General features: G+C 30.9%; 23 protein-coding genes. 18 read left to right on the top strand and 5 right to left on the bottom strand.

The window, feature by feature from the left end:
• Nucleotides 1-90 precede the first annotated feature (90 nt).
• The 12 genes from BSD9I1_RS16500 to BSD9I1_RS16445 all read left to right on the top strand — a co-directional run bounded on the left by BSD9I1_RS16500 (nucleotide 91) and on the right by BSD9I1_RS16445 (nucleotide 13806).
• Nucleotides 91-798, top strand: coding sequence for a Crp/Fnr family transcriptional regulator (locus BSD9I1_RS16500; protein ID WP_186431254.1), 708 nt, complete (start codon nucleotides 91-93; stop codon nucleotides 796-798).
• A gap of 179 nt (nucleotides 799-977) precedes the next feature.
• Nucleotides 978-2201: an FprA family A-type flavoprotein gene (locus tag BSD9I1_RS16495; RefSeq protein ID WP_186431253.1), complete on the top strand. Its 1224-nt coding sequence runs from the start codon at nucleotides 978-980 to the stop codon at nucleotides 2199-2201.
• Between the two features lie 28 nt (nucleotides 2202-2229).
• Entirely contained in the window at nucleotides 2230-2937 is a 708-nt protein-coding gene (ric, locus tag BSD9I1_RS16490; RefSeq protein WP_186431252.1) for an iron-sulfur cluster repair di-iron protein, read from the top strand.
• Between the two features lie 37 nt (nucleotides 2938-2974).
• Entirely contained in the window at nucleotides 2975-3745 is a 771-nt protein-coding gene (locus BSD9I1_RS16485) for a DUF438 domain-containing protein (protein WP_186431251.1), read from the top strand.
• Nucleotides 3746-3970: 225 nt separating this feature from the next.
• Nucleotides 3971-4276 (top strand): hypothetical protein, encoded by a 306-nt coding sequence (locus tag BSD9I1_RS16480; RefSeq protein WP_186431250.1) that lies wholly within the window; start codon nucleotides 3971-3973, stop codon nucleotides 4274-4276.
• Between the two features lie 47 nt (nucleotides 4277-4323).
• Nucleotides 4324-5979 (top strand): sigma-54-dependent Fis family transcriptional regulator, encoded by a 1656-nt coding sequence (locus tag BSD9I1_RS16475; RefSeq protein ID WP_186431249.1) that lies wholly within the window; start codon nucleotides 4324-4326, stop codon nucleotides 5977-5979.
• Between the two features lie 356 nt (nucleotides 5980-6335).
• On the top strand, nucleotides 6336-7910 hold the full coding sequence (locus BSD9I1_RS16470) for a BCCT family transporter (protein ID WP_186431248.1): 1575 nt from the start codon (nucleotides 6336-6338) through the stop codon (nucleotides 7908-7910).
• Nucleotides 7911-7976: 66 nt separating this feature from the next.
• A complete protein-coding gene (gene hutH / locus BSD9I1_RS16465; protein WP_186431247.1) occupies nucleotides 7977-9515 on the top strand; it encodes a histidine ammonia-lyase in 1539 nt (512 codons plus the stop codon).
• 2 nt (nucleotides 9516-9517) lie between these two features.
• Nucleotides 9518-9760 (top strand): hypothetical protein, encoded by a 243-nt coding sequence (locus BSD9I1_RS16460; RefSeq protein WP_186431246.1) that lies wholly within the window; start codon nucleotides 9518-9520, stop codon nucleotides 9758-9760.
• Between the two features lie 336 nt (nucleotides 9761-10096).
• Nucleotides 10097-11425, top strand: a complete 1329-nt coding sequence (locus BSD9I1_RS16455; protein WP_186431245.1) for an FAD-dependent oxidoreductase — start codon at nucleotides 10097-10099, stop codon at nucleotides 11423-11425.
• Between the two features lie 180 nt (nucleotides 11426-11605).
• A complete protein-coding gene (corA, locus tag BSD9I1_RS16450; protein ID WP_186431244.1) occupies nucleotides 11606-12565 on the top strand; it encodes a magnesium/cobalt transporter CorA in 960 nt (319 codons plus the stop codon).
• A gap of 104 nt (nucleotides 12566-12669) precedes the next feature.
• Nucleotides 12670-13806, top strand: coding sequence for a class I SAM-dependent RNA methyltransferase (locus tag BSD9I1_RS16445; protein ID WP_186431243.1), 1137 nt, complete (start codon nucleotides 12670-12672; stop codon nucleotides 13804-13806).
• A gap of 188 nt (nucleotides 13807-13994) precedes the next feature.
• On the opposite strand, the gene BSD9I1_RS16440 is transcribed toward BSD9I1_RS16445, so the two are convergent.
• Together BSD9I1_RS16440 and BSD9I1_RS16435 are read right to left on the bottom strand one after the other, a co-directional pair.
• The gene (locus tag BSD9I1_RS16440; RefSeq protein WP_035311098.1) at nucleotides 13995-14453 is read right to left on the bottom strand and encodes a ferritin-like domain-containing protein; all 459 of its coding nucleotides are present in this window, start codon (nucleotides 14451-14453) and stop codon (nucleotides 13995-13997) included.
• A gap of 107 nt (nucleotides 14454-14560) precedes the next feature.
• The gene (locus tag BSD9I1_RS16435; RefSeq protein ID WP_186431242.1) at nucleotides 14561-15220 is read right to left on the bottom strand and encodes an SIMPL domain-containing protein; all 660 of its coding nucleotides are present in this window, start codon (nucleotides 15218-15220) and stop codon (nucleotides 14561-14563) included.
• Nucleotides 15221-15345: 125 nt separating this feature from the next.
• Between BSD9I1_RS16435 and BSD9I1_RS16430 the strand changes: the two genes are divergently transcribed.
• Nucleotides 15346-15813 carry a staygreen family protein gene (locus tag BSD9I1_RS16430; RefSeq protein WP_035311095.1) on the top strand — a complete coding sequence of 156 codons (468 nt, stop codon included), beginning with the start codon at nucleotides 15346-15348 and terminating at the stop codon, nucleotides 15811-15813.
• Between the two features lie 121 nt (nucleotides 15814-15934).
• The gene (locus BSD9I1_RS16425) at nucleotides 15935-16921 is read left to right on the top strand and encodes a diaminopimelate dehydrogenase (RefSeq protein WP_186431241.1); all 987 of its coding nucleotides are present in this window, start codon (nucleotides 15935-15937) and stop codon (nucleotides 16919-16921) included.
• Nucleotides 16922-17134: 213 nt separating this feature from the next.
• On the opposite strand, the gene folK is transcribed toward BSD9I1_RS16425, so the two are convergent.
• The 3 genes from folK to BSD9I1_RS16410 form a co-directional block, all read right to left on the bottom strand.
• Nucleotides 17135-17983, bottom strand: coding sequence for a 2-amino-4-hydroxy-6-hydroxymethyldihydropteridine diphosphokinase (gene folK, locus BSD9I1_RS16420; protein WP_186431240.1), 849 nt, complete (start codon nucleotides 17981-17983; stop codon nucleotides 17135-17137).
• Nucleotides 17984-18041: 58 nt separating this feature from the next.
• Complete coding sequence (folP, locus tag BSD9I1_RS16415) at nucleotides 18042-18848, bottom strand: dihydropteroate synthase (protein ID WP_186431308.1); 807 nt, start codon at nucleotides 18846-18848, stop codon at nucleotides 18042-18044.
• A gap of 65 nt (nucleotides 18849-18913) precedes the next feature.
• Nucleotides 18914-19402: an HD domain-containing protein gene (locus BSD9I1_RS16410; RefSeq protein ID WP_242966541.1), complete on the bottom strand. Its 489-nt coding sequence runs from the start codon at nucleotides 19400-19402 to the stop codon at nucleotides 18914-18916.
• A gap of 165 nt (nucleotides 19403-19567) precedes the next feature.
• Here BSD9I1_RS16410 and BSD9I1_RS16405 point away from each other — a divergent pair, with 165 nt between their 5' ends.
• The 4 genes from BSD9I1_RS16405 (at nucleotide 19568) to BSD9I1_RS16390 (ending at nucleotide 25167) form a co-directional block, all read left to right on the top strand.
• A complete protein-coding gene (locus BSD9I1_RS16405; RefSeq protein WP_186431238.1) occupies nucleotides 19568-20869 on the top strand; it encodes a folylpolyglutamate synthase/dihydrofolate synthase family protein in 1302 nt (433 codons plus the stop codon).
• A 312-nt stretch (nucleotides 20870-21181) separates the two neighbouring features.
• Nucleotides 21182-23377, top strand: a complete 2196-nt coding sequence (locus BSD9I1_RS16400; RefSeq protein WP_186431237.1) for a DNA topoisomerase III — start codon at nucleotides 21182-21184, stop codon at nucleotides 23375-23377.
• A gap of 143 nt (nucleotides 23378-23520) precedes the next feature.
• Nucleotides 23521-23685 (top strand): YtxH domain-containing protein, encoded by a 165-nt coding sequence (locus tag BSD9I1_RS16395; protein WP_186431236.1) that lies wholly within the window; start codon nucleotides 23521-23523, stop codon nucleotides 23683-23685.
• 177 nt (nucleotides 23686-23862) lie between these two features.
• On the top strand, nucleotides 23863-25167 hold the full coding sequence (locus BSD9I1_RS16390; RefSeq protein ID WP_186431235.1) for a helix-turn-helix transcriptional regulator: 1305 nt from the start codon (nucleotides 23863-23865) through the stop codon (nucleotides 25165-25167).
• Nucleotides 25168-25177: the final 10 nt, after the last annotated feature.

Genomic DNA, 25177 nt, shown 5'->3' with positions numbered 1-25177 from the left:
AAATTTACTTTATATATTCAGAGGTAAAAAAGTATTAATTTTCAGTTTATATATGATAAAATAAATATATAAATGAAAGGGGGGATATCTATGGAATGTACTTGTGGGAGATGTCACCATAATCTTTGTGCTAAAAAGGTGCCTATATTTTCTTCTCTTGAGGATGAAGAATTAGCTAAGATAGTAGATAGTACAGGACACATAGAATTTAAAAAGGGGGATGCTCTTTTTTATGAGGGGGAAAAATCAAGTACATTATTTATAATAAATGAAGGACAAGTAAAACTTACTAAGATGACTAAGGAAGGTAAAGAACAAATAATTCACATACTGACAAGTGGAGACTTCTTCGGCGAACTAAGTTTATTTACTGATAGTGATACATATAATTTTAGTGCATATGCTATTTCAAACTTAAAAATTTGTACCTTAACTAAAAAAGACATGGATGAAATTTTAATTAAAAATCCTGAAATTTCTTTGAAGATACTTAGAGAAGTCACAAGGAAGTTATCGGAAACAGAAAATCTTGCTCAAACCCTTGCCACAAATGATGCAGAGGTTAGAATTGCACATATGATATTAGAATTTGCTGAGAAGTATGGAACCCAAACTAGTAGTGGAATAGAAATAAAGCTTCCTATAAATAGAGAAGAAATGGCAAACTATACTGGAGTTACAAGAGAAACTATAAGTAGAAAACTCAGTAAGTTTGAAGAATTAAGCATAATAAGTATGGTGGGAAATAAAATTATTATTATAAAGGACAAAAATGCTTTAAGAGAGTATGTAGAATAAAAGGTTCGCTGAGGCGAGCTTTTTTTTAAATATAAAGTATACCAAAACAGTATAAAATGTGATTTGAATCATATTTTTAAAAACCAAAAGGATATAAAATAAACACATAAGATAAGTAGTTGAGGCTACATAAAACTAATAAATAAAAATTGATAATTGATAAAAAGGAGATAGATGATATGGAAAATAAAATTATGCTTAATGAAAATATATATTGGATAGGAAAAGTTGATGATAGGGATGTACCATTTCATAGATTAACGTTAACTAAAGGGACAACTTATAATAGTTATTTATTAATGACTGAAAAGCCAACAGTTATAGATACTGTGGATATAAGTTTTGGAAGAGAATTTGTAGAAAATTTAAAGGGACTAATTGATCTTGAAAAAATTCAGTATATAGTTATAAATCATACAGAGCCAGATCACTCGGGAGCACTTGGAAGTTTAGCATCAAAGGCTAAGAATGCTGTAATTGTATGTACTGAACCTGCAGTTCACGAATTAAAGGAAATGTACAAACTTCATAATAGAGAATTTTTAGTAGTAAAAGATGGAGATACTTTAGATATAGGTGGAAAAACTCTTAAATTTATAGAAACACCATACCTTCACACTGAGGAAACTATGATAACTTATGACGTGGAAGATAGAACATTATTTCCGTGTGATATATTTAGCACTCATATAGCTAACTATGAATATTTCAATGATATGGCTAAAGAAGATATTACAGAAGACTTTAAAGTTTATTATAAGCTAATAATGCATCCACACAGAAGGTATGTACAGGATATGATAAATAAAATTAAGGATTTGGATATAAAGGTGATAGCACCATCCCATGGCTTTATATTAAGAGATAATGTGAAAAAGTTTATAGATATATATGATAATATGAGCAAAAATACAAATAAGGATAAGAAAGCTATAGTAGTATATTCCTCAATGACAAGCAATACTAAAAAAATAGCACTTTTAATTGAAGAAAATCTTAAAAAGGATAATATAGATGCAAAAGCTATAGATGTAAATAAAACTGATAAAGAAGAAGTCTTACAAGCAGTTAAGGAAGCTGATGCAGTATTTATTGGAAGTTCTACTAAATATGGTGACATGATAGGAAAATTAGAAGATGTATTAAAGGAACTTAAAGATATGAATTTAGAAGGAAAAATAGCAGCAGCCTTTGGTTCTTACGGATGGAGTGGAGAAGCTATAGAAGTTATACAAGATTATTTAAATCAGTCAAATATGAAGGTTTTAAATACTTCTGAAATAATTAAATCCACAGGAATGAGTGATATTTACTTTCCAATGAGAATTAGATTTTCAGCTAAAGGGGATACTTTAAAAGAAATAGAAAGATCAGCAAAGTTTGTTTCAGATTTATTAAACTAAATTTTAAAATATTTATGAGGTGATTAATATGGCAAATAATATAAATGTAAATCAAAGACTTGGAGAAATTGTTTCTATATTTCCAGGATCAGCAGAGATATTCCAAAAGTATAAAATAGATTATTGCTGTGGAGGACATGATAGCTTAAAAGAAGCATTAGATGAAAAGGTACTTGCACATGAAAATATAGTAAAAGAGCTTAATGACGAGTATGAAAAATTTAAAAGCTCCAATGGAAACTATAAAGATTGGAGGAATGAAGACCCTATAGTTTTAATGAAACACATACAGCATGTTCATCACGATTACACATATAAGGCTCTTAGTGAAATAGATCCTCTTATGCGAAAAATATTAAAGGTTCATTTCAAGCATAATAGTGAAGAACTTTTAAAGGTTCATAAATTATTTGGTACATTGAAAATTGAATTAGAAGAGCATTTAATAAAGGAAGAGGAAAACTTATTCCCACTTATAGAGCAGTATGAAAAAGCTAAAGATGAGGAAACTCTAAAGGCAATACGTAAGTTTATAAAGGAAACAGAAGATGAACATGACACAGCTGGAGATATATTCAAGGAATTGGAAGAGATAACGAGAGACTTTAAAGCACCAGAAGGAGCATGTACTACTTTTCAATTAGTATACACAAAAATTGATGCTTTAGAAAAGGATATCTTTACTCACATTTATTTAGAAAATAGCGTGTTATTTAACATGTATATGGATAGATAATAGTTTTAATTAATAATTTGTAATGGGAGGTATTATAATGGATAATAAAAGAATAGATGAATTAACTAATATTTTAAGAAGGTTAAATGCTGAAGGCGTAACGGAAGATTTAAGGAAAGAAGCACTTGAAATAGTTTCAAATATAAATCCACTGGAATTATCTGTGGCAGAGCAAAAGCTCGTAGAAGAAGGTATGAATCCTCACGACTTAAGACATTTATGTGATATTCATATGGAAGTTTTAAAGGATGAATTAAATAAAATCAAAACTCAAATTGACACAGGCCATGTGCTTGATACTTTGATATCTGAACATGAAAAATTACTCCAGTTTTTAACAGAGCTTGAAGAGTTGAATTCTAAAATTCAAAAGATGGAAAAGTATGATTCAGCCAGAGAAGAATTTGCTCAATTAATTAAAGTAGCAGATAATATATTAGATGCGGAAAATCATCATCAAAGAGAAGAACAAGTATTATTTAAAGAGCTAGAGGACAGAAAAATAACAGGACCAACTAGAATTATGAGAATGGAACATGACGATTTAAGAGCAAGAAAAAAACAGTTAAAAAATGTAGCGGAGTTTGTATCTGGTCTTGATTTTAAAGTGTTTAAGGAAACTTTAGATGAAGTAGCAAAATATATAATATTTAATTTAAGAGATCATATATTTAAAGAAAATTATATACTATATCCTACAGCACTAGAGTCCTTAAGAGATAAAGATTTGTGGGAAGACATGAAAAAGAGATGCGATAAAATAGGATATTGCGGATTTACACCAAAGGAGAAATTAGTTCTTAAATAATAAATTGAAATGTGAACTTAAATAAAATGCTAGGAGTGAAGGGAGTTTTGTTATACGAAGCTTCCGGACTTCTAGCTTGTTTTCGTTATACGTAGCATTTTAAATCTTTTATATTTAAGCTACAATGGTATTATACAAAAAGTTATTGAAAAAGAAGGTACATATTTTCTATTATATTATTAAGAAAGAAATACTTTAATATATAAATGAAGGGTAGCGATAAAAATGGCAAAGAAAAGTGCTAGAAATAATGATTTATTATTTAATTCAAAAACCAAGACATCTCCTAAGATATATTCTTTATTAGTGGATCTAGTAAATGAAGATAGAGAAGACTTAGCCAAAATAGTACTAAAGGTTGACTACTTACTAGAATATGCAAGTATATCTATAAAGCAAAGGGATTTTGATGAAGCAAAAGAAGCTCTAGAGAAAGCCAATGACAGAATAAACAAGTTAATTCAGGAAGGAGTAAATACAGAACACCTAGAATATTTGTATGAAGGAATAGAAAAGAAAGTAAAAAAATAAAAATTAATATGAATGGTGGATAGTTATAGTCAAAGGGGCGATGGGTTATGTGTATAATTGATTTAATAATTAGAATTGATAAGGAACTTTACATAAAAGAAGTACATTCATTTGGGGAAGGTAAAAATTTATTTGATGAGCATATCTGTCATAGTTGGATAGGACAAAAGGTTGATTATATACTTAGGGCAAGTATTGAGCCTAAAGGTGGAATAGTAGAAATTAAAAGCAATTTTTTCACATATCAATGGGTAAGTGAAGAATATGGAGCTTCTTTATATTTGAGTAGGCAAGGGATGCTTTTAGAACTTTATGAAGAAGCTATAAAACATGTAGCGGAAGGAGTTCAAATTTACAATAAGAATGGATACTTTCTTCATGCAAATCCGGCGAGTGAAGCTTTAGAATATTTTAAAAAGGATGATTTTAAAGGAAAACATTTAATGGATATATATGATTTAAAAGAAGAGTATAGCACTGTTTTAACAGTATTAAGAACCCAAAAGCCTGTGGTTAATAGATGTGATAGATTTAAAATAAGGACAGGTAAAGACTTGACTACTATTAATTCTGCTTATCCATTAAAAATAAATGGAGAATTATATGGTGCAGTGGTTTTTGAAAGTGACTTATCTGTGATAAAACAAATTAAAAATAGAACATTGGATTTAGAAACTTACGTAGAAAGTGACAAGCATAAAGATAGTGAAAAATTATATACCTTTGATAATATTATACATTCATCTAAGAATATGGAGGAAATGATCCACTTTGCAAAAAAGGTTTCTTTAACTGATTCAAGTATTTTAATTGTCGGAGCCACAGGAACAGGAAAGGAACTTGTAGCACAAAGCATACATTCCTTTAGTCCTAGAAGAAAAAAGCCTTTCATTGATGTCAATTGTAGTGCTGTGCCAAGTAATTTATTTGAAAGTATGTTTTTTGGAACAGAGAAAGGTGCATTTACAGGAAGTATTGCAAAGCAGGGATTTTTTGAGATGGCAAATGGAGGTACACTATTTTTAGATGAAGTGAATTCTATTAATCCGGAAATGCAAGCAAAGCTATTAAGAGTACTTCAAGAAAAGAGATTTCAAAGAATTGGGGGAAGTCAATACATTCGCTGTAATGTTAGAATAATTGCTGCAATAAATGAAGATCCTTTTAAACTTATAGAGCAAGAAAAAATGAGAAAGGATTTTTATTATAGAATTTCCACAATCAAAATCAACGTTCCGACTTTACAGGAAAGAAAAGAAGATATAGCCATTTTAGCTAAGTACTTTTTAAATAAATTATGTAGCGATTATAGTAGGAGAGAACTGAATCTTACAGAAAAGTTTATGAGTGCATTAAGTGAGTATGAATGGCCAGGCAATATAAGAGAGCTTCAAAATGTAATTGAGTATTCATTTAATAGAGTTTCGGAAAATGCACAACTATTAGATTTTGAACACTTACCAGATTACTTGCAATTCACAGAAACCATCACTCATAGGATATCAAGTCAATACAATAAATCAGAGGTTAAACCTGAAAGCATAGGAACCTTGGAAGAGCAAATGGAGGAAGTTGAAAGGACAATTTTGATTAATACGTTAAATTTATATTCTAGAAATATTACACGAAGTGCAAAAGCTCTAGGAATGAGTAGGCAAAGCCTTCAATATAGAATTAAAAAGTTAAATATCATTAATCAATAGTGCAAATTATCATTGCACAGGTGCCAAATTATTTGGCACCTGTTTTATTTGGAAAATAAATAAAATTCTAATTATTTCACATTTGGTGCAAAACTATTTTGCATCAAACGGTGATATAGTTAAGTTAAATTAACTAATGTTAAAAGCATGGTTACTAAGTGTTGAATAATAAAAACTGCTAATTAAGCACTGGTAACTGGGGGTATACAATGGACATATGTAAATGATTACTGAGCGCTGGTTATTAATTACAGCTATTGGCATAAATATTGCTATATTATTAAGTAAGAAGAATAAATAAACTACATACTATTCTTTTCAACAAAATAATAGAAAAACATAGGGGGGGATATCAAATGACAGAAGGAACAACCGTGAAGGAAACGCGTAAGAGTCAAAATTTAAAAGGAGTAAGATCAGGAGTGTTTTGGCCATCATTTATTGTAGTTGGTGGTGCAGCAATACTTGGAGTAGTAAATAACAAAGCTTTAACTACTGTTGCAATGAATACATTTACGTGGTCACTTAAATCTTTTGGATGGTTATATCAAATTATTTCAATTGTGGCATTGATTCTCGCAGCTGTAATTACCTTTTCTAAATTTGGAAAAATTCGTTTTGGTGGATCAGAGGCAAAACCTAAATTTCCATTTTTGACTTGGTTTGCTATGGCGTTAACTGGTGGTATTGCTACAGGCGTTGTTACTTATGGAGCTAATGAGCCAATAATTTATTTTGGAAACATTTATGGGGAGATGGCACAAACAGGAGTGGAACCGGGAACTCCAACAGCAGCTATTTTTGCTATGGCACGTTGTTTTTATAATTGGACTTTCATTCCTTATGCAATGTATTCATTATGTGGACTTGCAGTGGCGTATATGTATTTTAATAAAAAGAAATCATTATCTGTAACTGCAACATTAATACCTTTGTTTGGTGAAAAGATAACAAAAGGAATATGGGCAAATATAATAGATACATTATCACTTTTAGCTATAGCCTTAGGACTTGCTTCTTCATTAGGTGCTGGACTTGCATTAGTAGGTTCGGGGATTGAAATGTCTTATGGAATTAAGCAAGGACCAATTTTATGGTTAGTACTATCCCTTACAATCACAGCTACATTTACAGTTGCTTCATCTTTAGGAATAGATAAGGGAATTAAATGGTTGGCAGATTTTAACTCTAAGATATTTTATATATTATTGGTATTTTTATTTGTAGTTGGACCTACATTGTATATATGTAGAACTTCCACAGCTGGGATGGCATATTGGTTACAAAACTTCTGGCAATGGGGACTTGACCCAATCGACATGGGTGGAGAAGCGCTCGTTATGTGGTGGACATTATATGACTGGGCTATATGGATTGCTTATGCACCTTTAATGGGAATATTCTTAGCTATGATATCTTATGGAAGAACAATACGTGAGTTTATGATAATTAACTGGATACTTCCTTCAGTTTTTGGACTTGTTTGGTTTGCAGTTTGGGGATCTACTGCACTTAATTGGCAACAAAGTGGAAGATTAGATTTAATAGGCACTATTAAAGATCATGGAGCAGTAGCAGGTCTTTGGGGTTTCCTTCGAGAATTGCCGTTAGGAGTTATACTTATACCAATTGTAATGTTAACTCTTATCATTTCCTTTGCCACTGCAGCAGATGCTATGACGACAACTATTTCAGCTTTATGTACAAAGGAATCAAGGCATGATGTAGAGCCACCAATTTGGCAAAAAATATTATGGGGAGTTTCAATTGGTGCAATTTCATTTTTTATGGTAGCTTATGGAGGCGGTGCACAGGGTGTAGATGGGGTAAAATACCTTGCAGCAGCTGGTGGATTTATGGTTTTATTCATATTTGTATTACAAATAATTTCAACAATTAAAATGTTCTTTATTGATAAGGTTGAAGAATAATTAGAAAAATAAACTGGGAGAAAAGGATGTTTAATAACGTCCTTTTCATATAAGGAGGCAGTAGGAATGTACGCTAAAGATATAGATAAGGTTGTTTTAGGAGATACAATTGGAATTGAAGAGTTTATTGCAGCTGCTAGATTTGGAGCAAAGGTAGAATTTTCAGAAGATTACTATAAGAAAGTCAGAAAATCAAGAAATCTTGTGGAGAAGTGGATTGAAGAAGGACGAGTAATGTATGGTATTACCACAGGATTTGGAGCACTTTGCACTAAAGTAATATCACCTGAGGAAACAGCAAGATTACAAAAAAATATAGTATTATCTCATTCTACATCTGTTGGAGAGCCCTTATCTATTGACGAAGTTAGGGCAACAATGCTTATGGTACTTCAAAATGTTGGACAGGGATATACTGGGGCGAGAATTGAGACCATGGAAATGTATAGGGAGTTTTTAAATCGAGGACTAACCCCTTTTGCTCCAAAGGAAGGATCAGTAGGTTATTTATCACCAGAAGCACATATGGCGCTAGTACTTATCGGAGAAGGAAAGGCATATGTAAATGGAGAACTATTAGCAGGCAGAGAAGCATTAAAAAGAGTAGGCCTAGAACCTATAGAACTATCTTCTAAGGAAGGGTTAGTACTAGTTTCTGGAACCACAAGTGTTACAGCAATTGGTGCACTAGCATTATATGATATGATAAAATCCTCAAAGAATGCCGACGTTATAGGATCTATGACTTTAGAAATCCTCAAAGGAACTACTAGAGCCTTTGATGAAAGATTAATGAGCGTTAGACCTCATGAAGATCAAAAAAATACTGCTGAAAATGTAAGAAGGATACTTGGTGATTCAGAAGTGGCAAAGCATTATGAAAATTACAGGCTTCAAGATGCTCTATCTTTAAGATGTATACCACAGCTACATGGGGCAGCAAAAAAAACATTGAAAGATGCTTTAAAAACTATAGAAATAGAAATGAACTCTTGTTGTGATAATCCAATAATATGGCCTGAAGGGGAGGATGGAGAAGCTATTTCAGGATGCAACCCAGATTCTTCTTATATAGGGCTTGAAATGGATTCAGCATGTATTGCAGCAACCATGATTGCAAAGATGTCTGAGAGAAGAAATAATAGACTTGTTGATGGAAGTCTTTCTGAATATCCTTGGTTTCTTATAAAGAACCCAGGACTTAATTCAGGACTTATGATACCTCAATATACTCAAGCTGGACTTTTAAATGACATGAAAATTTTATCTCATCCATCAAGTGTTGATGGTATACCTACCTGTGGAAATCAGGAAGATTACGTAGCAATGGGATATAATGCTTCTAAAAAAGCTAGACAAATTGTAGATAAACTTGAGTTTATTTTAGCAATAGAACTTTTATCAGTATTTCAGGCGCAGCAGTTTATGGATGGTGAATTATCAACGGGCAGTGCATCTAAGGCTGTTTTAGATGAAATAGCCAAAACTGTACCTGTAATGGAAGAAGATATGTATCTTTATCCTCATATTAATACTATAAGGGATTTAATACATTCAGGGAAAATAGTTGAGTTGGTAGAAGAAAAGGTAGGAAAGCTGGTGTGAATATGAAAGCAAAAATTGATTTAAATAAGATATTTTTGACGCCACCATCTACAATGTATGAACGAATTACGTTGTTTCTTATGTTAACTATTACATTTATAATATTTTTTAGTCCCTTAAAGTTTTCATCTATGCATCCTGTAGAAGCAGCAATTACAGCAGCTATTCCATCACTTTCGATTTCTTGGGGATGGATTATACTTTTAAGATCTATATTTAGAAAGAAAGATTTTATGAAAAAATAATCTATGTTAAAAGACCTTAATTCAAAATTTATTTGAATTAAGGTCTTTTATTTTTGTTTAATGAAAGCAGTATATATTATGATTACGATATACTGATGAAATTCTCATGAATAATATCTTCTTTTAAACAAATTATATAATTTAGATGAAAAAATTAAGAAATTAAAGCTAATAAATAAAAAACGACGAATCGCAAGGATAATTACTAGTATTTAATAAAAGTTATTATTTGATTATATACCAAAATAGTATATAATCAAATCAACGAGTTTTGTGAAATTAAATTAATTAATGAAATATAAATAACATTTATATAAATGAAGGGAGAAATAAATTATGAAAATAGCGGTTATAGGATGCACACATGCTGGCACAGCAGCAATTATAAATGCTGCAAAATTATATCCAGAGGCAAAAATTACAGTTTACGAAAAAAATGATAATATTTCATTTTTATCCTGTGGAATAGCATTATATATTGGGGGAGTAGTTAAAGACCCTCAAGGATTATTTTACTCTTCACCAGAACAATTAGCTGAGCTAGGTGTAGAGACAAAAATGAAACATGAAGTATTAGCAACTGATTTAGATCAAAACAAAATAAAGGTACGTGACTTAGACACAAATGAAGAATTTGAAGATACTTTTGATAAACTTATAATAACTTCAGGTTCATGGCCAATAGTTCCAAGAATTGAAGGAATCCATTTGGAAAATGTATTATTATCTAAAAACTTCTATCATTCAAATGCAATAATTGAAAAATCCAAGGAAGCTAAAAATATAGTAGTTGTAGGAGCAGGATATATAGGAGTTGAGCTAGTAGAAGCATTTGAGATGAATGGCAAAAGTGTAACTTTAATTGATGCTGAAGACCGTATATTAAGCAAATACTTAGATAAAGAATATACAGACATAGCAGAAAAAGCATTTATAGATAAGGGAGTAAAACTTGCTCTTGGGGAAACTGTGGTTAAGTTTGAAGGGGAAAGTGGAAAAGTATCAAAAGTAGTAACTAATAAGGGAGAATATGAAACAGATTTAGTTGTACTTTGTATAGGATTTAGACCAAATACTGAATTATTTAAGGGCAAATTAGATATGCTTGGTAATGGAGCAATTATAGTTGATGAATATATGAGAACAAGTAAAGAAGATGTATTTGCAGCAGGAGATAGCTGTGCAGTTATATATAACCCTACTGGAAAGCATGCATATATTCCTCTTGCAACAAATGCAGTACGTATGGGAACATTGGTTGCTAGAAACTTAGTAAAACCAACTACTAAATACATGGGAACTCAAGGTACTTCAGGAATTAAGATTTATGATTATAATATAGCATCCACAGGACTTACTGAAAATGCGGCAAAATCAGCGGGTATAGAAGTTAAGACTGTAACTGTAGAAGATAATTATCGTCCAGAATTCATGCCAACTTATGATACAGCAAAATTAAAAGTAGTTTATGAAAAGGACTCTAAAGTAATTTTAGGGGCACAAATAATATCAAAAGCAGATTTAACTCAAGCTATGAATACAATGTCTGTATGTATTCAAAATAAAATGACTATAGATGAGCTCGCATTTGTAGATTTCTTCTTTCAGCCACATTACAATAAGCCATGGAATTTACTAAACTTAGCAGGGTTAAGTGCTGAATAGATTATAAGTTAATAATGAAAAGTTATAATAAAAAAGTTCCTCAAAATTGAGGAGCTTTTTTATTATAGTAAGCTGATTACTGGTAATTGATTGCTCATCTTCATAGGTTAGTATATTATTGTAAAATTAATTGACAACTAAAAGTCTAAAACTGATAATTAATGCTGAGGAGGTGTTAGGTTGATTCGTACTGCTGTTATAAAAGAAGATTTAAAATTATATGAAGATATTTCTATAAATGAATTAGAAGATGAAGAAATAAGCTGGTATTGGGTTGATATAGAAAATCCTTCAGAGGATGAAGAAAAAGCTTTAGTGGATGTATTTGGCTTTCATAAGTTATCCATAGAGGATTCGTTACAAATTCACCATAGACCTAAGATGGATTACTATGATAACTATGCTTTCTTTATATTTAACGCATTAAATAACGAGACACTTTTGTCAGAAAATGTAGGAATATTTATATCAGAAAGATTTATTGTTAGCCTGCATAGGGAAAACTGCAACGAAATAGATGAGGCATGGAATAAGTTTGTATGTAGTAAAAATAGATGGAATAAGGGACCTGCTGACGTAGAATATTTAATATTAGATAAAATAGTTGATGAGTTTTTTCCTGCTATACAAGAAATTGAAGATAAATTAAGTATAATAGACAGTAATGAGGAAAAAAAATCTGCACATTGTCTTATAAATGAAATATTTTCAATTAGAAATGACCTATTAAAATTACGAAGACTTATAACTTCTATGAGAGATTTGCTATATAGAATGTTGAATTCAGAAAGACTGAGTTGGATAAGAGATCATAAGGTGTACTTTGGGGATATTTATGATCATTTGCTTAAGTTATCAGATATGATTGAAGAAAGTAGAGAAATTACTGCGGATATAAGAGATAATTATATATCTACTAACTCAAATAAAATGAATATAAATATGATGGTGCTTACAGTTATATCTACAATATTTATACCATTAACTTTCATTGTAGGTGTATATGGAATGAACTTTGAAAATATGCCTGAACTCAAATGGAGATATGGATATTTTATAGTATGGGGGATAATGGTCCTTATAGGAATTTTTATGTTTCTATGGTTTAAACGAAAAGGATGGTTTGATATTGATAAGTAATTTAAAATTGACAATATATAATTGATAATACATAATCATAATGGGAAATCTAAGTAAAACCTATTTATTAAAATTGAAATTGTTAATTAAAGGTGGAGATATATATGTATAAACTAATTGCAACATCTACTTTTGGACTTGAAAAAGTAGTAGCTGCTGAATTAAAAGAATTAGGGTATGATAATTTAACTATAGAAAATGGAAAAGTAACCTTTGAAGGGGACGAAATGGATATAGTGACCTGCAACATGTGGCTTAGAACTGCAGAGAGAGTTCTTATAAAAATGGCAGAATTTAAAGCGGAATCTTTTGAAGAGCTTTTTCAGGGAACTAAAGAAGTGGAGTGGGGAGACATAATACCTATAACAGGGTTTATGCATGTTACTGGTAAGTCGGTTAAATCTAAACTTTATAGTGTGCCTGACTGTCAATCCATTGTAAAAAAGGCTGTAGTTGAATCTATGAAAAGAAAATATAGAATGGACACATTTCCTGAAAGTGGAGCAGAGTATAAAATCGAAGTGGCAATACTTAAAGATATTGTTACATTAACTATAGATACATCAGGACCAGGATTACATAAAAGAGGGTATAGAGAACTTGCAGGAGAAGCTCCTTTAAAGGAAACCTTAGCAGCAGCATTAGTACTTTTAAGTAAATGGGAGCCTTCAAGAGTGCTTGCAGATCCTCTTTGTGGTTCAGGAACTATAGCCATCGAAGCTGCAATGATTGGAAGAAATATAGCACCAGGACTTAATAGAAGCTTTGTATCAGAGCAATGGGATATAATAGATCAGGATTTATGGGAAGATATAAGAAAACATGCTAAAAATTCAATTAATAATAAGGACTTTAGAATACTTGCTTCTGATATAAATGGAAGATTATTGGCTACTGCAAGAGCAAATGCTATAAAAGCAGGAGTTGAGGAAAATATATTCTTTCAAAAGATGGATGTAAGAGATTTTAGTAGTAAGAAAAGATATGGCTTTATAGTAACAAATCCTCCTTACGGGGAGAGAATTGGGGAAGAGAAAGAAGTTGAAGAGCTATACAAGGTTATGGGAAAGGTTTTTACAGATTTAAATGATTGGTCATATTTTGTACTTACCTCTCACCCTAAATTTCAAGAGTTATTTGGTGAAAAATCAAATAAAAATAGAAAGCTTTATAATGGAAGAATTCAATGCTATTATTATCAGTACTTAGGACCAGAGCCTGAGAAAAAAAGATATGAATAAATCTCTTGTTTATATGTGTATAAGTAAATATTTAGCCTGTGGATATAATATAAATGTTAAATTTAATAATTAGAGAAATTTTGTAGCAGGATATAATTTAATAATGAGTATTATAGTAGCCGATAACCGGTGATGAATGTTTTGTGAAGAAAAACATTCATCACCGGTTACCGGCTACTTATTACTGGTTACTGAACATCATACCAACCTTTTGAGTTCATTGTCTTAAACAATGTTTCAGCATGACCTTGTTCTTCTTGCTGAATATGTTGAAGCTGTTGTCTTATATTAGTATCAACAGATTCTAATACAGCAGTATTGTATGAACTTGAAACATGCTTTTCAGTATATAATGCATCGTTTAAAAGTTGTGCATCTGTAAATCCGAGATTTGATTGTACATTTGATGAATCTCCTTGAGGTTTAGTAAAGCTTTTAAATATATTTTGATTATTTACTCCGTTTTGAGATAATATTTGTTCAAGTGTGGTTGCATGTTGATGTTCTTTGTTTGCTAAGTCTTGAAATACCTGTTTGATTTGTGGGTCTGATGCCATAGAAGCATATTGTTCATATTTCCTTATGCATAAGTACTCCGCATTTAAATTATCCTCTATTAAAGTTTTTTCCTTATTAGTAAGTGCCATTTCTAAAAAACCCCTTTCAATTTATATTAATTTCAAAATTATTGTGCCCTTTTAAAAGAAATATATTATATAAAACTTGGGGCTTAAAGAAATAATTATGGGGAGTATTAATATTTATAATAAAAAAATGCTTCTATATTTGAAGTTATGGTGATTTGACCAGGAAGTATAGGGGTTGTAGCAGCGAGGACTTTGAAGTCTGCAACTTCCTGAACATTTTCAGTAGAACTTTGCTCGATAATTTTATATGGAGTTTTAAACATGCTCACTTTTAATGTGTTTTCCACTTGTCTTGCCTTATTTATAGCGTTTATTATAGCAAGACTTAATGCTTTGTTATAATAGGGCGATGGATTTTCTACAGTAAATTTAATGTTGTCTACTCGATTAGCTCCCTTAGAGACTGCAGCATCTATAATTTGTCCTACCTTAGATAAATCTCTAATAGTAACGGATAAAATATTTGTAACTCTATATCCTCTAAATGTTTGCTTACCTTCTATATAATCATATTGGGGTTCAATATTGTAAGTAAATGTACTGATGTCATCTTTAGAAATATTAAATTTAAGCAATTCATTTATAATAGAAGTAGCTTTTATAGCATTTTCCCCTTGTGCTTTTTCTAAGTTAATGTCTTCTGTTACAACTCCCAAGTTTACAATGGCTATATTAGGTTTTATTTTTATAGTTGCAGTTCCATTGATTTTTAATTCACCTTTTTTAAAACTTTGTGCATTTGTAGAATAAAGGTCATAATTCATCATAAAACATATATCCTTTCTTTTAATATTATCTATGTTAGTATATTCAACAGTAACAGATTTTTTAACCTTCAATAATATAATATTAAGGGCTTATTTTTTGGCCTAATAATAAAGAAGGTGAAAGGATGGATAAGTTAAATCCTGAAAATTTAATTACTGAATTTGATGATGGAGTTATTAAAAATCAATCAATACTAGGAAGGCATTACACCTATACCCACTTAGATTCTGAAGAACAAATGCTTTTAAATGTAGGACTTACTTATGCTTATGATAAGATTACATCCGCAAGGGAGGAAATTCTTGTAAGATGGAGGAGGGTAGAGGGAAAGCTTCAGTTATATGCATATGTTTATGTAGATGGAAGATTTAATCCCAAAACTCCAGATGAGAGAAATGAATTTTTTACACGGGAACTTCCATTAGCCCTTCAAGCAATAATACATGGGGACAAGGAATTTTTTCAAGCTCATAATGAATTGTATGATGCACCAGTTTATATACATTTTGACTCTATAATTGAAAACGTTAATCGTATAGAATACTGGGGGATTGTTAAAGACTATAATCAGATTTATGAAGAACAGCTCTAAAGTTTTAGAGCTGTTTTCTGTGATAACTTTTAAAATTAAATAGGTAAAGTGATAAAAATATAAATTTATTTTACTAAATCAGCATAAATTTTAACATAAGAATTAAATTGGGGGTAACATTGTGGAAAAAATTAAAGTAGGTATTGTAGGGTATGGAAATATAGGAAAAGGTGTTGAATTTGCAATTGGAAAAAACTGTGATATGGAGCTTGAAGCTATATTTACGAGAAGGGATTATAAAAGTATAGTGCCTGAAGGTTCTAATACAAATGTAGCAAATATACATGATGCTCATAATTACATAGGCAAAATAGATGTAATGATTTTGTGTGGAGGTTCTGCAAAAGATCTTCCCAAACAGACTCCTAGATTTGCAGAACTTTTTAATACAGTAGATAGTTTTGATACCCATGCTAAAATTTCAGAGTACTTTGATGAAGTGAATAAAAAGGCAATAGAAAATAACCACATAAGTATAGTATCAGTAGGATGGGATCCAGGATTATTTTCAATGAATAGGCTTTTAGCTGAATCGGTACTTCCTAATGGGCAATTTTATACATTTTGGGGGCCAGGAGTAAGTCAAGGACATTCTAATGCTATTCGTGGTATAAAAGGAGTAAAGTATGGAATTGAGTATACTATTCCAATAAAAAATGCGTTAGAAAGGATACGCTTAGGAAGCAATATTGAACTTACAGATAAAGAAATGCATTTAAGGCAGTGTTATGTAGTTGCAGAAGACGGAGAAGATTTATCCAGAATTGAGAGAGAAATTAAAGGTATACCAAATTATTTTTTAGACTATGATACAAGTGTTTATTTTATAGATGAAGAGGAATTTAAGAAAAATCATTCTAAAATGCCACACGGAGGCTTTATAATTCATAGAGGAAAGACAGGAAAGGATAGTACAAATCATACAATTGAATTCTCATTGAAGCTTGAAAGTAATCCAGAGTTTACAGCAAACGTGCTTGTAGCTTATGCTAGAGCAGCTGTTCGTATGTATAGAGAAGGATTAAAAGGGGCAAAAACAGTATTTGATGTGCCATTATCCTATTTATCATCAAAGGATTCTAAGGATATTAGAGAAGAGTTATTGTAAATTGGAAATAAATAACCTTCCTATTACAGATAATATTGATTTAAATTTCTATAAAAAGCTTAAAATAACTCTTTTTAATAGATGATTTTTAAACTTATCAATAAAATTATCTTAAATATGTAATAGAAAGGTTCATTTATATCTATGTTTACTGAAATAAGTATAAGTAAACAAGTAAGCTGAGACTTCAACAATTGTTATTATTTAAAATTACTATTTTAATATATCAATAATTTCATCGCCACTTTGTATTTTAATAGCTTCCTCTTCTAGTTCAATTATTCTTTTATTTAAAATTGGATGCATCATATAGGGAGCTATGTCGCTAAGAGGCTTTAGTACAAAAAGTCTCTCATGCATTCTAGGATGAGGTATGGTTATCTCCTCTAAGGAGGTAATTATATCATCATAGAGTAGTACATCTAAATCAATAGTTCTAGGGCCCCATCGTACAATTCTCTCTCGTCTTAGTTCTTTTTCAATGTTTAATAAAAACTCAATAAGTTCCTTTGGAGTTAGTAGAGTTTTTATTTCCACAGCACAATTTAGAAAATCATCCTGCTCTGTATATCCTACGGGTTTAGTAGTGTAAAAATTAGAGAGCTTTATTACCCGTGTAGTTTCAATATTCATGAATTCTATAGCTTCTTCAAGGTTTTGCTTCTTATTTCCAATGTTAGATCCTAAGCCAATAAAAGCATTATGCCAGGATCTTTCTATTTCCACTGCAGCATAGTCTAGAGGCTTTCCTATAGGTGCCCAAGGTTTTTTTAGAAGTATCTTTACTTTTTCAACAGGTTCATAATTTAACAATATATATTGAGCTAGCTGTTCAATACATGTTTCAATTAAGTCATATTTTGTTTTTGTAAATTCCTTCTCAACATTATGACATAGCTCTGCATAATTAACAGTTTTTGAAAGATCATCGCTTTTGCCAGCTTCTCTTAAATTAAGCCATAAATCTATAGATATTAAAAATCTCTGGCCCATATTTTTTTCTTCTATATTAACGCCGTGGTAGGCATAAACTTCAAGGTCTTTTATATACATTTTATCCATAAAATCATCTCCAATGCTAAAAAGTGAAACAACTAAAAGTGATGTTACTATCAAATATTTAAATTCTGACTATAGCATCTGTCATCATAATGGCACGTTTGTTTTCTAAAACATCATGTACTCTTACAAAATCACAGCCCTTCATAATACCAATAACGGTAGTTGCTACCGTTCCTTCAACTCTTTCTTTAGGTGGTAAATCTAATGTATTTCCTATCATTGATTTTCTTGAAGTAGCTAAAAGTACAGGAAAGCCAAGGGTAGTTAACTTCTCTAAATTATTCATCACAGCTAAATTTTGCTCTTGGGTTTTAGCAAAGCCTATACCTGGGTCGATAATTATATTATGTGGCTTTACTCCAGCATCTAAAGCTATATCTATAGATTCCTGTAAGTCAGATAATACATCCGTCATCAAATCACTATAATTTTTATTATCCCTATTATGCATGAGGCAGCAGGGTACTTGAAGCTTTGCTGCAACCTTTGCCATAAGTGGGTCTTTCTTAAAGCCCCATACATCATTGATTAAGTCAGCACCTTCTTTAACTGCAGCTTCTGCAACCTTTGCCTTATATGTATCTATAGAAATTGGTATGTTAAAATTTAGTTTTAATGCTCTGATTACTGGCAGCACTCTTTCAATTTCTTCTTCTTTAGATACAATAATATGACCAGGCCTTGTGGATTCTCCTCCAATATCAATGATATCAGCTCCTAGTGAAATCATCTCTTCAGCATGTTTCAGTGCCCTATCAATGCTGTTAAAGCTTCCGCCATCAGAAAAAGAATCTGGTGTTACATTTAGTATTCCCATTATGTAGGTTTTTCTGCCAAGCTCAAACTTCTTGTTACCTATATTAATTACTCTACTCATAAATTAATTAAACTCCTTTCTACATGAATACAATTTAAACTAAAAATTCTACATCAGTATTTAATATTATGATTTTTCTTTTCTTCTGACCAGTTACATTCCAAAGTTGCCTTACAGTGTAAACATGCCCTTGATAGCTTATCACTGCGATAAATCAAATAACTTAAGCTTTTTTCATCTGTATAAATCCTTCTGTGCATTAGTATAGCAGCAATGATTTCTTTGATTTCAATTTCATTAAAGCCACATACGTTCAGTATATCAGAGGCAAGCCCTGCACTGGCCTCGTCATGGGGTATGCCTTTCTCATACTGCATCCATCTGCCGATGTCATGAAGAAGGGCTGTAGCATAAATTATATCTTTATTTATATCAAGTTTTTTTTCTAAATTAATTATATATGCTATTCTTGCTACATCAAGAAAGTGCTGTAAATCATGATGACAAAACTCCCTAGTCTTTTCATTTTCTTCATTCTTAGCCAAATAAATTTTGTAATCTTCATTTTGAAGTATAGCATTTATCTTGTCTGCCACATTAATTTCCCCCATCCCCAGATTGGTTTAAGTTATTGTATATAAATTTTTTATATTTTAATTATTATAACATATATACTATGCTAATTTAAGTTGGGGAAAAGGGTAGCGCATGTTAAAATATAATTATTAAGTTTATTAGAGTTTATAATAAGAGGGGTGTGTTAAAAAATGAACTATAATGAAGTGATGAGCTATTATGAAAAGTTGAGTTACAACAAAATAAACTTAGGACTTGAAAGAAGCTCTAAATTACTTAACGAATTAGGTAGCCCAGACAAGGGACAAAAATATATACATATTGCTGGTACAAATGGCAAGGGCTCAATTGCAAATTATACATATAATGTATTAGTGGATGCAGGATACAAAGTAGGTATATATACATCGCCCTATTTACTCAAAATGAATGAAGCAATAAAAGTAGGTAGTGAATTTATAAGTGATGATGATTTTGCTCGCATAACTTCTCATGTAAAGAACGTTATTGAATCAAGTACAAGTTTGAATAAAGAAGGGTTAACTTGTTTTGAAATATTAACTACTGTTGCTTTTTTATACTTTTATGAAAGAAAGTGCGATTTTGTTATACTTGAAGTTGGATTAGGTGGTAGACTTGATGCAACAAATGTAATTGAGAAACCATTAGTTTCAGTGATTAGTAAAATTGGTTATGATCATGTTAATATTCTAGGAAATGAAATAGAAGATATAGCAAAAGAAAAGGCAGGAATAATAAAAGATGATAGCCTAGTGGTTTTATCACCACAAGATTTTGATGCAGTTACTCTTTTAATAAAGTCTTATTGTGACAAACATGATGCTAGCTTAAATTGCGTAAATAAGGAAGAAATATTTGTTCATGATAGTCAAAATAAACTGGAACAAATGTTTGATTATAAAAATATAAAAAATCTTAAAATAAAGCTTTTAGGTAAACACCAGGTAGATAATGCTGCAACTGCTATTGAGGTGGTTCTTGCTTTGAAAAAGCACGGATTTAATATAGATAAGAGTAACTTAGTTAATGGACTTATTAACACAAGATGGCAGTGCAGACTTGAGTTAGTTAGTTCAAAGCCAAAAATCTTTATAGATGGGGCTCATAATGTTGATGGAATCAATACTGTTGCTGAATTTTTTAAAACGAATTTTAAAGGACAAAAGATTAAGTTTATATTTGGTGTTTTAAAGGATAAGAACTATAAGGAAATGCTAGATAAGATTGCACCTATATCGGAAAGTATACTTACAGTAAGTCCTAAAAACGAAAGAGCCTTAGATGCACAAACGCTATCTGAGGCCATTAAAGAGTATAATATTAAAACCAGGGCATGCAGTAGTGTAGAAGAAGCTATAGATTTAGTTTTATCAGAGTCTGTAGATAGCTCCATAATTTGTATATGCGGGTCATTATATTATGTTGGCGAGGCAAGAAATTTAATCATGCAAGGTGATTTTAATATCAAGTGATTCTTAGGTTCAGGTGGAGCTTGCTTATAAGGAATACCTTTTCTCCATCTGAATCTTAGAAGAACTTATCCAGGCGCGTATCAGTGCTTATCCACAACTTTGAATAAGATGGGGTGTTAGCAATGGTAGCGCTCGGATAAAGTAACAAGATAAAGCATTAAGACATTGTTAAAGACTATGTTTAAAGTTAAACAAAAACAGCTCTAGAGTTATAGAGCTATTTTGTTTTTTTGAGCTAATTCTTTTAATATCTTTATCATTGTGATATTATGAAAACCATAAAGTTAGGAATTAAGAAAAGGTGGTTAATATATGAATAAGATAGTTGTCCTGGCTGAAAAGCCTTCCGTAGGAAGAGATTTAGCTAGAGTTTTAAATTGCAATAAAAAAGGAAATGGATATATAGAAGGAGCAAAATATATAGTTACTTGGGCATTAGGTCATTTGGTTACTTTAGCTGATCCTGAAGCTTATGATGATAAATATAAGTCATGGAAAATTGAGGACTTACCAATGCTTCCTAAATACTTAAAGCTTGTAGTTATAAAGCAAACAGGTAAACAATTCAATATTGTTAAAGAACAGCTAAATAGAAAAGACGTGAGTGAAATTATTATAGCTACAGATGCAGGGCGTGAAGGAGAATTGGTTGCTAGATGGATAATTGAAAAAGCTCATGTAAAAAAGCCTATAAAAAGATTATGGATTTCTTCAGTTACAGATAAGGCAATCAAGGAAGGCTTCAATAAGTTAAGAGATGGTAGAGAATATGAAAGCTTATATGCAGCAGCAGAAGCACGTTCAGAAGCAGATTGGGTCGTAGGAATTAATGCCACTCGTGCCCTTACTTGTAAATATAATGCTCAGCTTTCTTGCGGAAGAGTTCAAACTCCAACTCTAGCTATGATTGGGAAAAGGGAAGAAGAAATTAGAAACTTTAAGCCTAAAACTTATTACAGCATAAATGCACAAGCAGGTACTTTAAAGCTTACGTGGCAGGATAGTAGAACCCATGATACAAAGACGTTTAATAAGGACTTTTCTGATAAAGTTCTGTTATCTATAAAAGGAAAAGATGCAGAAATTATAGAAGTAAATAAGCGATTGAAAAAGAGCTTTGCCCCAGGACTTTATGATTTAACTGAACTTCAAAGAGATGCAAATAAAATATTTGGATACTCGGCAAAGGAAACGTTATCCATTATGCAAAGGCTTTATGAAAATTATAAAGTACTTACTTATCCAAGAACGGATTCTAGATATATATCAGCAGATATAGTGGATACTTTGAAGGAAAGAGTTAAGGCATGTGGAGTAGGGCCCTATTCAAAAGCAGCTTTAAATATACTTAAAAGTCCCATAAAAGCTAATAAATCCTTTGTAGATGATAGTAAGGTTTCAGATCATCATGCCATAATACCTACAGAAGAAAGAGCTACTTTATCTTCATTAAATGATAGTGAAAGAAAAATATATGATTTGGTTGTAAAAAGGTTTTTAAGTGTACTTTATCCTCCTTTTGAGTATGAAGAAACTTCAATAAAAGCTAAAATTGGAGAAGAAATTTTTACTGCAAAGGGTAAAGTAGTTATTTTACAGGGATGGAAAGAGATTTATGAAAATAATTTTTCAGGAAATGATGGTGAAGAAGATTCCTCAGAACAAATATTACCTAATTTAAATAAGGGAGATGTTTTAAAAGTAATTAAAGTATCTCAAAATCAAGGCGAAACTAAGCCTCCAGCACCATTTAATGAAGGAACCTTATTATCTGCTATGGAAAATCCAGTAAAATATATGAGTACCAATGATAAGGAAATAGCCAAAACTCTTGGAGAAACTGGAGGGCTTGGGACTGTAGCTACAAGAGCGGATATTATTGAAAAGTTATTTAATACATTTTTAATTGAAAAAAGAGGTAAGGATATATTTATAACTTCTAAGGGAAGACAGTTGTTAAATTTAGTCCCTGAGGAGTTAAAATCACCTGAACTTACTGGAGAGTGGGAGCAAAAGCTTAATTATATATCAAAAGGAAAGTTAAATAAAAATACATTCATAAATGAAATGAGAAGTTATGCTGAGAAGGTTGTTGGTGAAATAAAAAACAGCGAAGAAAAATTTAGGCACGATAATGTTACAGGAAATAAATGCCCACAGTGTGGAAAGCCAATGCTTGAGGTTAATACTAAAAAAGGTAAAATGCTTGTTTGTCAAGATAGGGAATGTGGATATAGAAAAGGTGTTGCAAGGGTTACTAATGCAAGATGTCCAGAGTGTAAGAAAAAGCTTGAACTTCGTGGTGAAGGAGAAGGTCAAATATATGTATGTATAGGTGCTAATTGTAGCTTTAGAGAAAAGGCAAGTCAATTTAAAAAGAGATTTGATAAAGATGGTAAAGCAGATAAAAGAGAAGTAAATAATTATATGAAAAAATTAAAGAAAGAAGCAGATGAGCCAATTAACTCAGCGTTAGCAGAGGCGCTTGCAAAGTTTAAGCTAGAGTAAATTAATATTAAAAAATAAATAAATTGGATAAATAGATTAAAGTATAACTTATTCTCATAATATACCTGCATTTATATAAGGATAAAAAAGCTTAAAATTACACAACATATTTATGTACTACTTTTTAAAAGAGGTGGATAGATATGAAGGGTAAAGTTATTACAGGAATGCTTTTAGGAGCAGCAGTTACAATGATGATGGTTCCAGAAATGGATAGAGGAACAAGGAAGAGACTTAAGAGAGCACAAAGAACAATGAGACATTCAGCAATGGATGCATATGACAGTATGATGAACTATATGCGATAAGAAATGGAGTGACTGTAAAAGTCACTCTATTTTTTTATAATGTTTCCTAAAATTTAATAATATTTAACAAAATTTAAATGTTTAGATAAAAAATATGTTATAATATATAGAGAATTTGTAAAATTATAAGTTATATTATATGTATTGTTGGAATTATCGGGAAAAGGAAGAGTGACTATGGAAATAATGTCTCTTGGTGAAAAAATAAAAAGAAGAAGAAAAGAATTAGATATGACTCTTAAGGATTTAGCAGGAGCTAGAATTACACCTGGACAAATAAGTCTTGTAGAGTCGGGAAAGTCAAATCCTAGTATGGATCTTTTAGAATATTTAGCTGAAGCTTTAAAAACTTCTGTAGAATATTTTATGGAATCAGAAGAAACACAAGCTGAAAAGATATGTACATATTTCGAGAATATAGCAGAATCCCACATATTAAGTGAAAATTTGATATCTGCGGAACGTTATGTAGAAAAAGCTCTTTATTATGCTGATAAATATGAATTAGAATATAGAAAGGCTAAAAACCTGTATTTAAGAGGTATAATATACATGATGAAAAAGGATATGGGATTAGCTCAGCAGTGCTTTCTTTCTGCAAATGGTATATTTATAAAAGAAAATAAATACGAGGAAATAGTAAAGACTTTTTTAAATTTAGGTAAAATAACTTTAGAACTTAAATCTTATTATTCCTCTTTTAGTTATTTTCAACAGGCTGAAAAGATATACCATGATAACAATATAGGAAATGATTTTTTACTTGCAGAGATATATTATTATATGGCATATACAAATTTTAAGCTTGAGAATATAGACAAGGCTATGGACTACTCATTTCTTGCAAAGGAAAAATTTAGGCAATTGAATAATAAGAAGGAATATGCCAATACTTTGCTTATGATAGCAGAAGAGTACAATAAAAAGGGAGATATAAATAATGCCATAAAGTATTCTAAAAAGACCTTGGCATTATTTAATGAAATAAATGATGATATATATGTAGCAGAAATTGAAAATAACCTTGGAAAACTTTTTTGTGAATTTGAAAATATTGAAGAGTCTTTTATACACTTAAATAAAGCTAAAGAACTCAGAAAGACTATTCAAGATAGTAGACTTACAGAAACGCTAATAAGTATTTGTGAAAATTACATTAAATTAAAAGATGTAGTAAATTCTAAAAAAGCCCTTGAGGAAATAATGGAAAGTATAAAAGATGGTGATCATAAGTCACTTGTAGAGTATTATATTTTGAAATATAGGGTGGATATGCTTCAGGGAGATATTAGAGAAGCTGAAAGTACTATTTTGACAGCGTTAAACTTTGTAAAGAATATGGATTATAAAAAAGAAACGGCAGAAATTGCTATTATGTTAGGAAAGTTTTATATAGATAGTGGTAGGGAAGGTGAAGCTGCACAATATTTAAATTGTGGAGTTGAGATATTTAAAGAGCTAGGTATATTAAAACAGTCTTAAGGAATAGGTG

This window comes from Clostridium sp. BSD9I1, assembly GCF_900185645.1.
Lineage (GTDB): Bacteria > Bacillota > Clostridia > Clostridiales > Clostridiaceae > Clostridium_AK.
The sequence above is the reverse complement of the archived record's forward strand: the minus strand, read 5'-3'. Positions and strand labels throughout refer to the sequence as shown.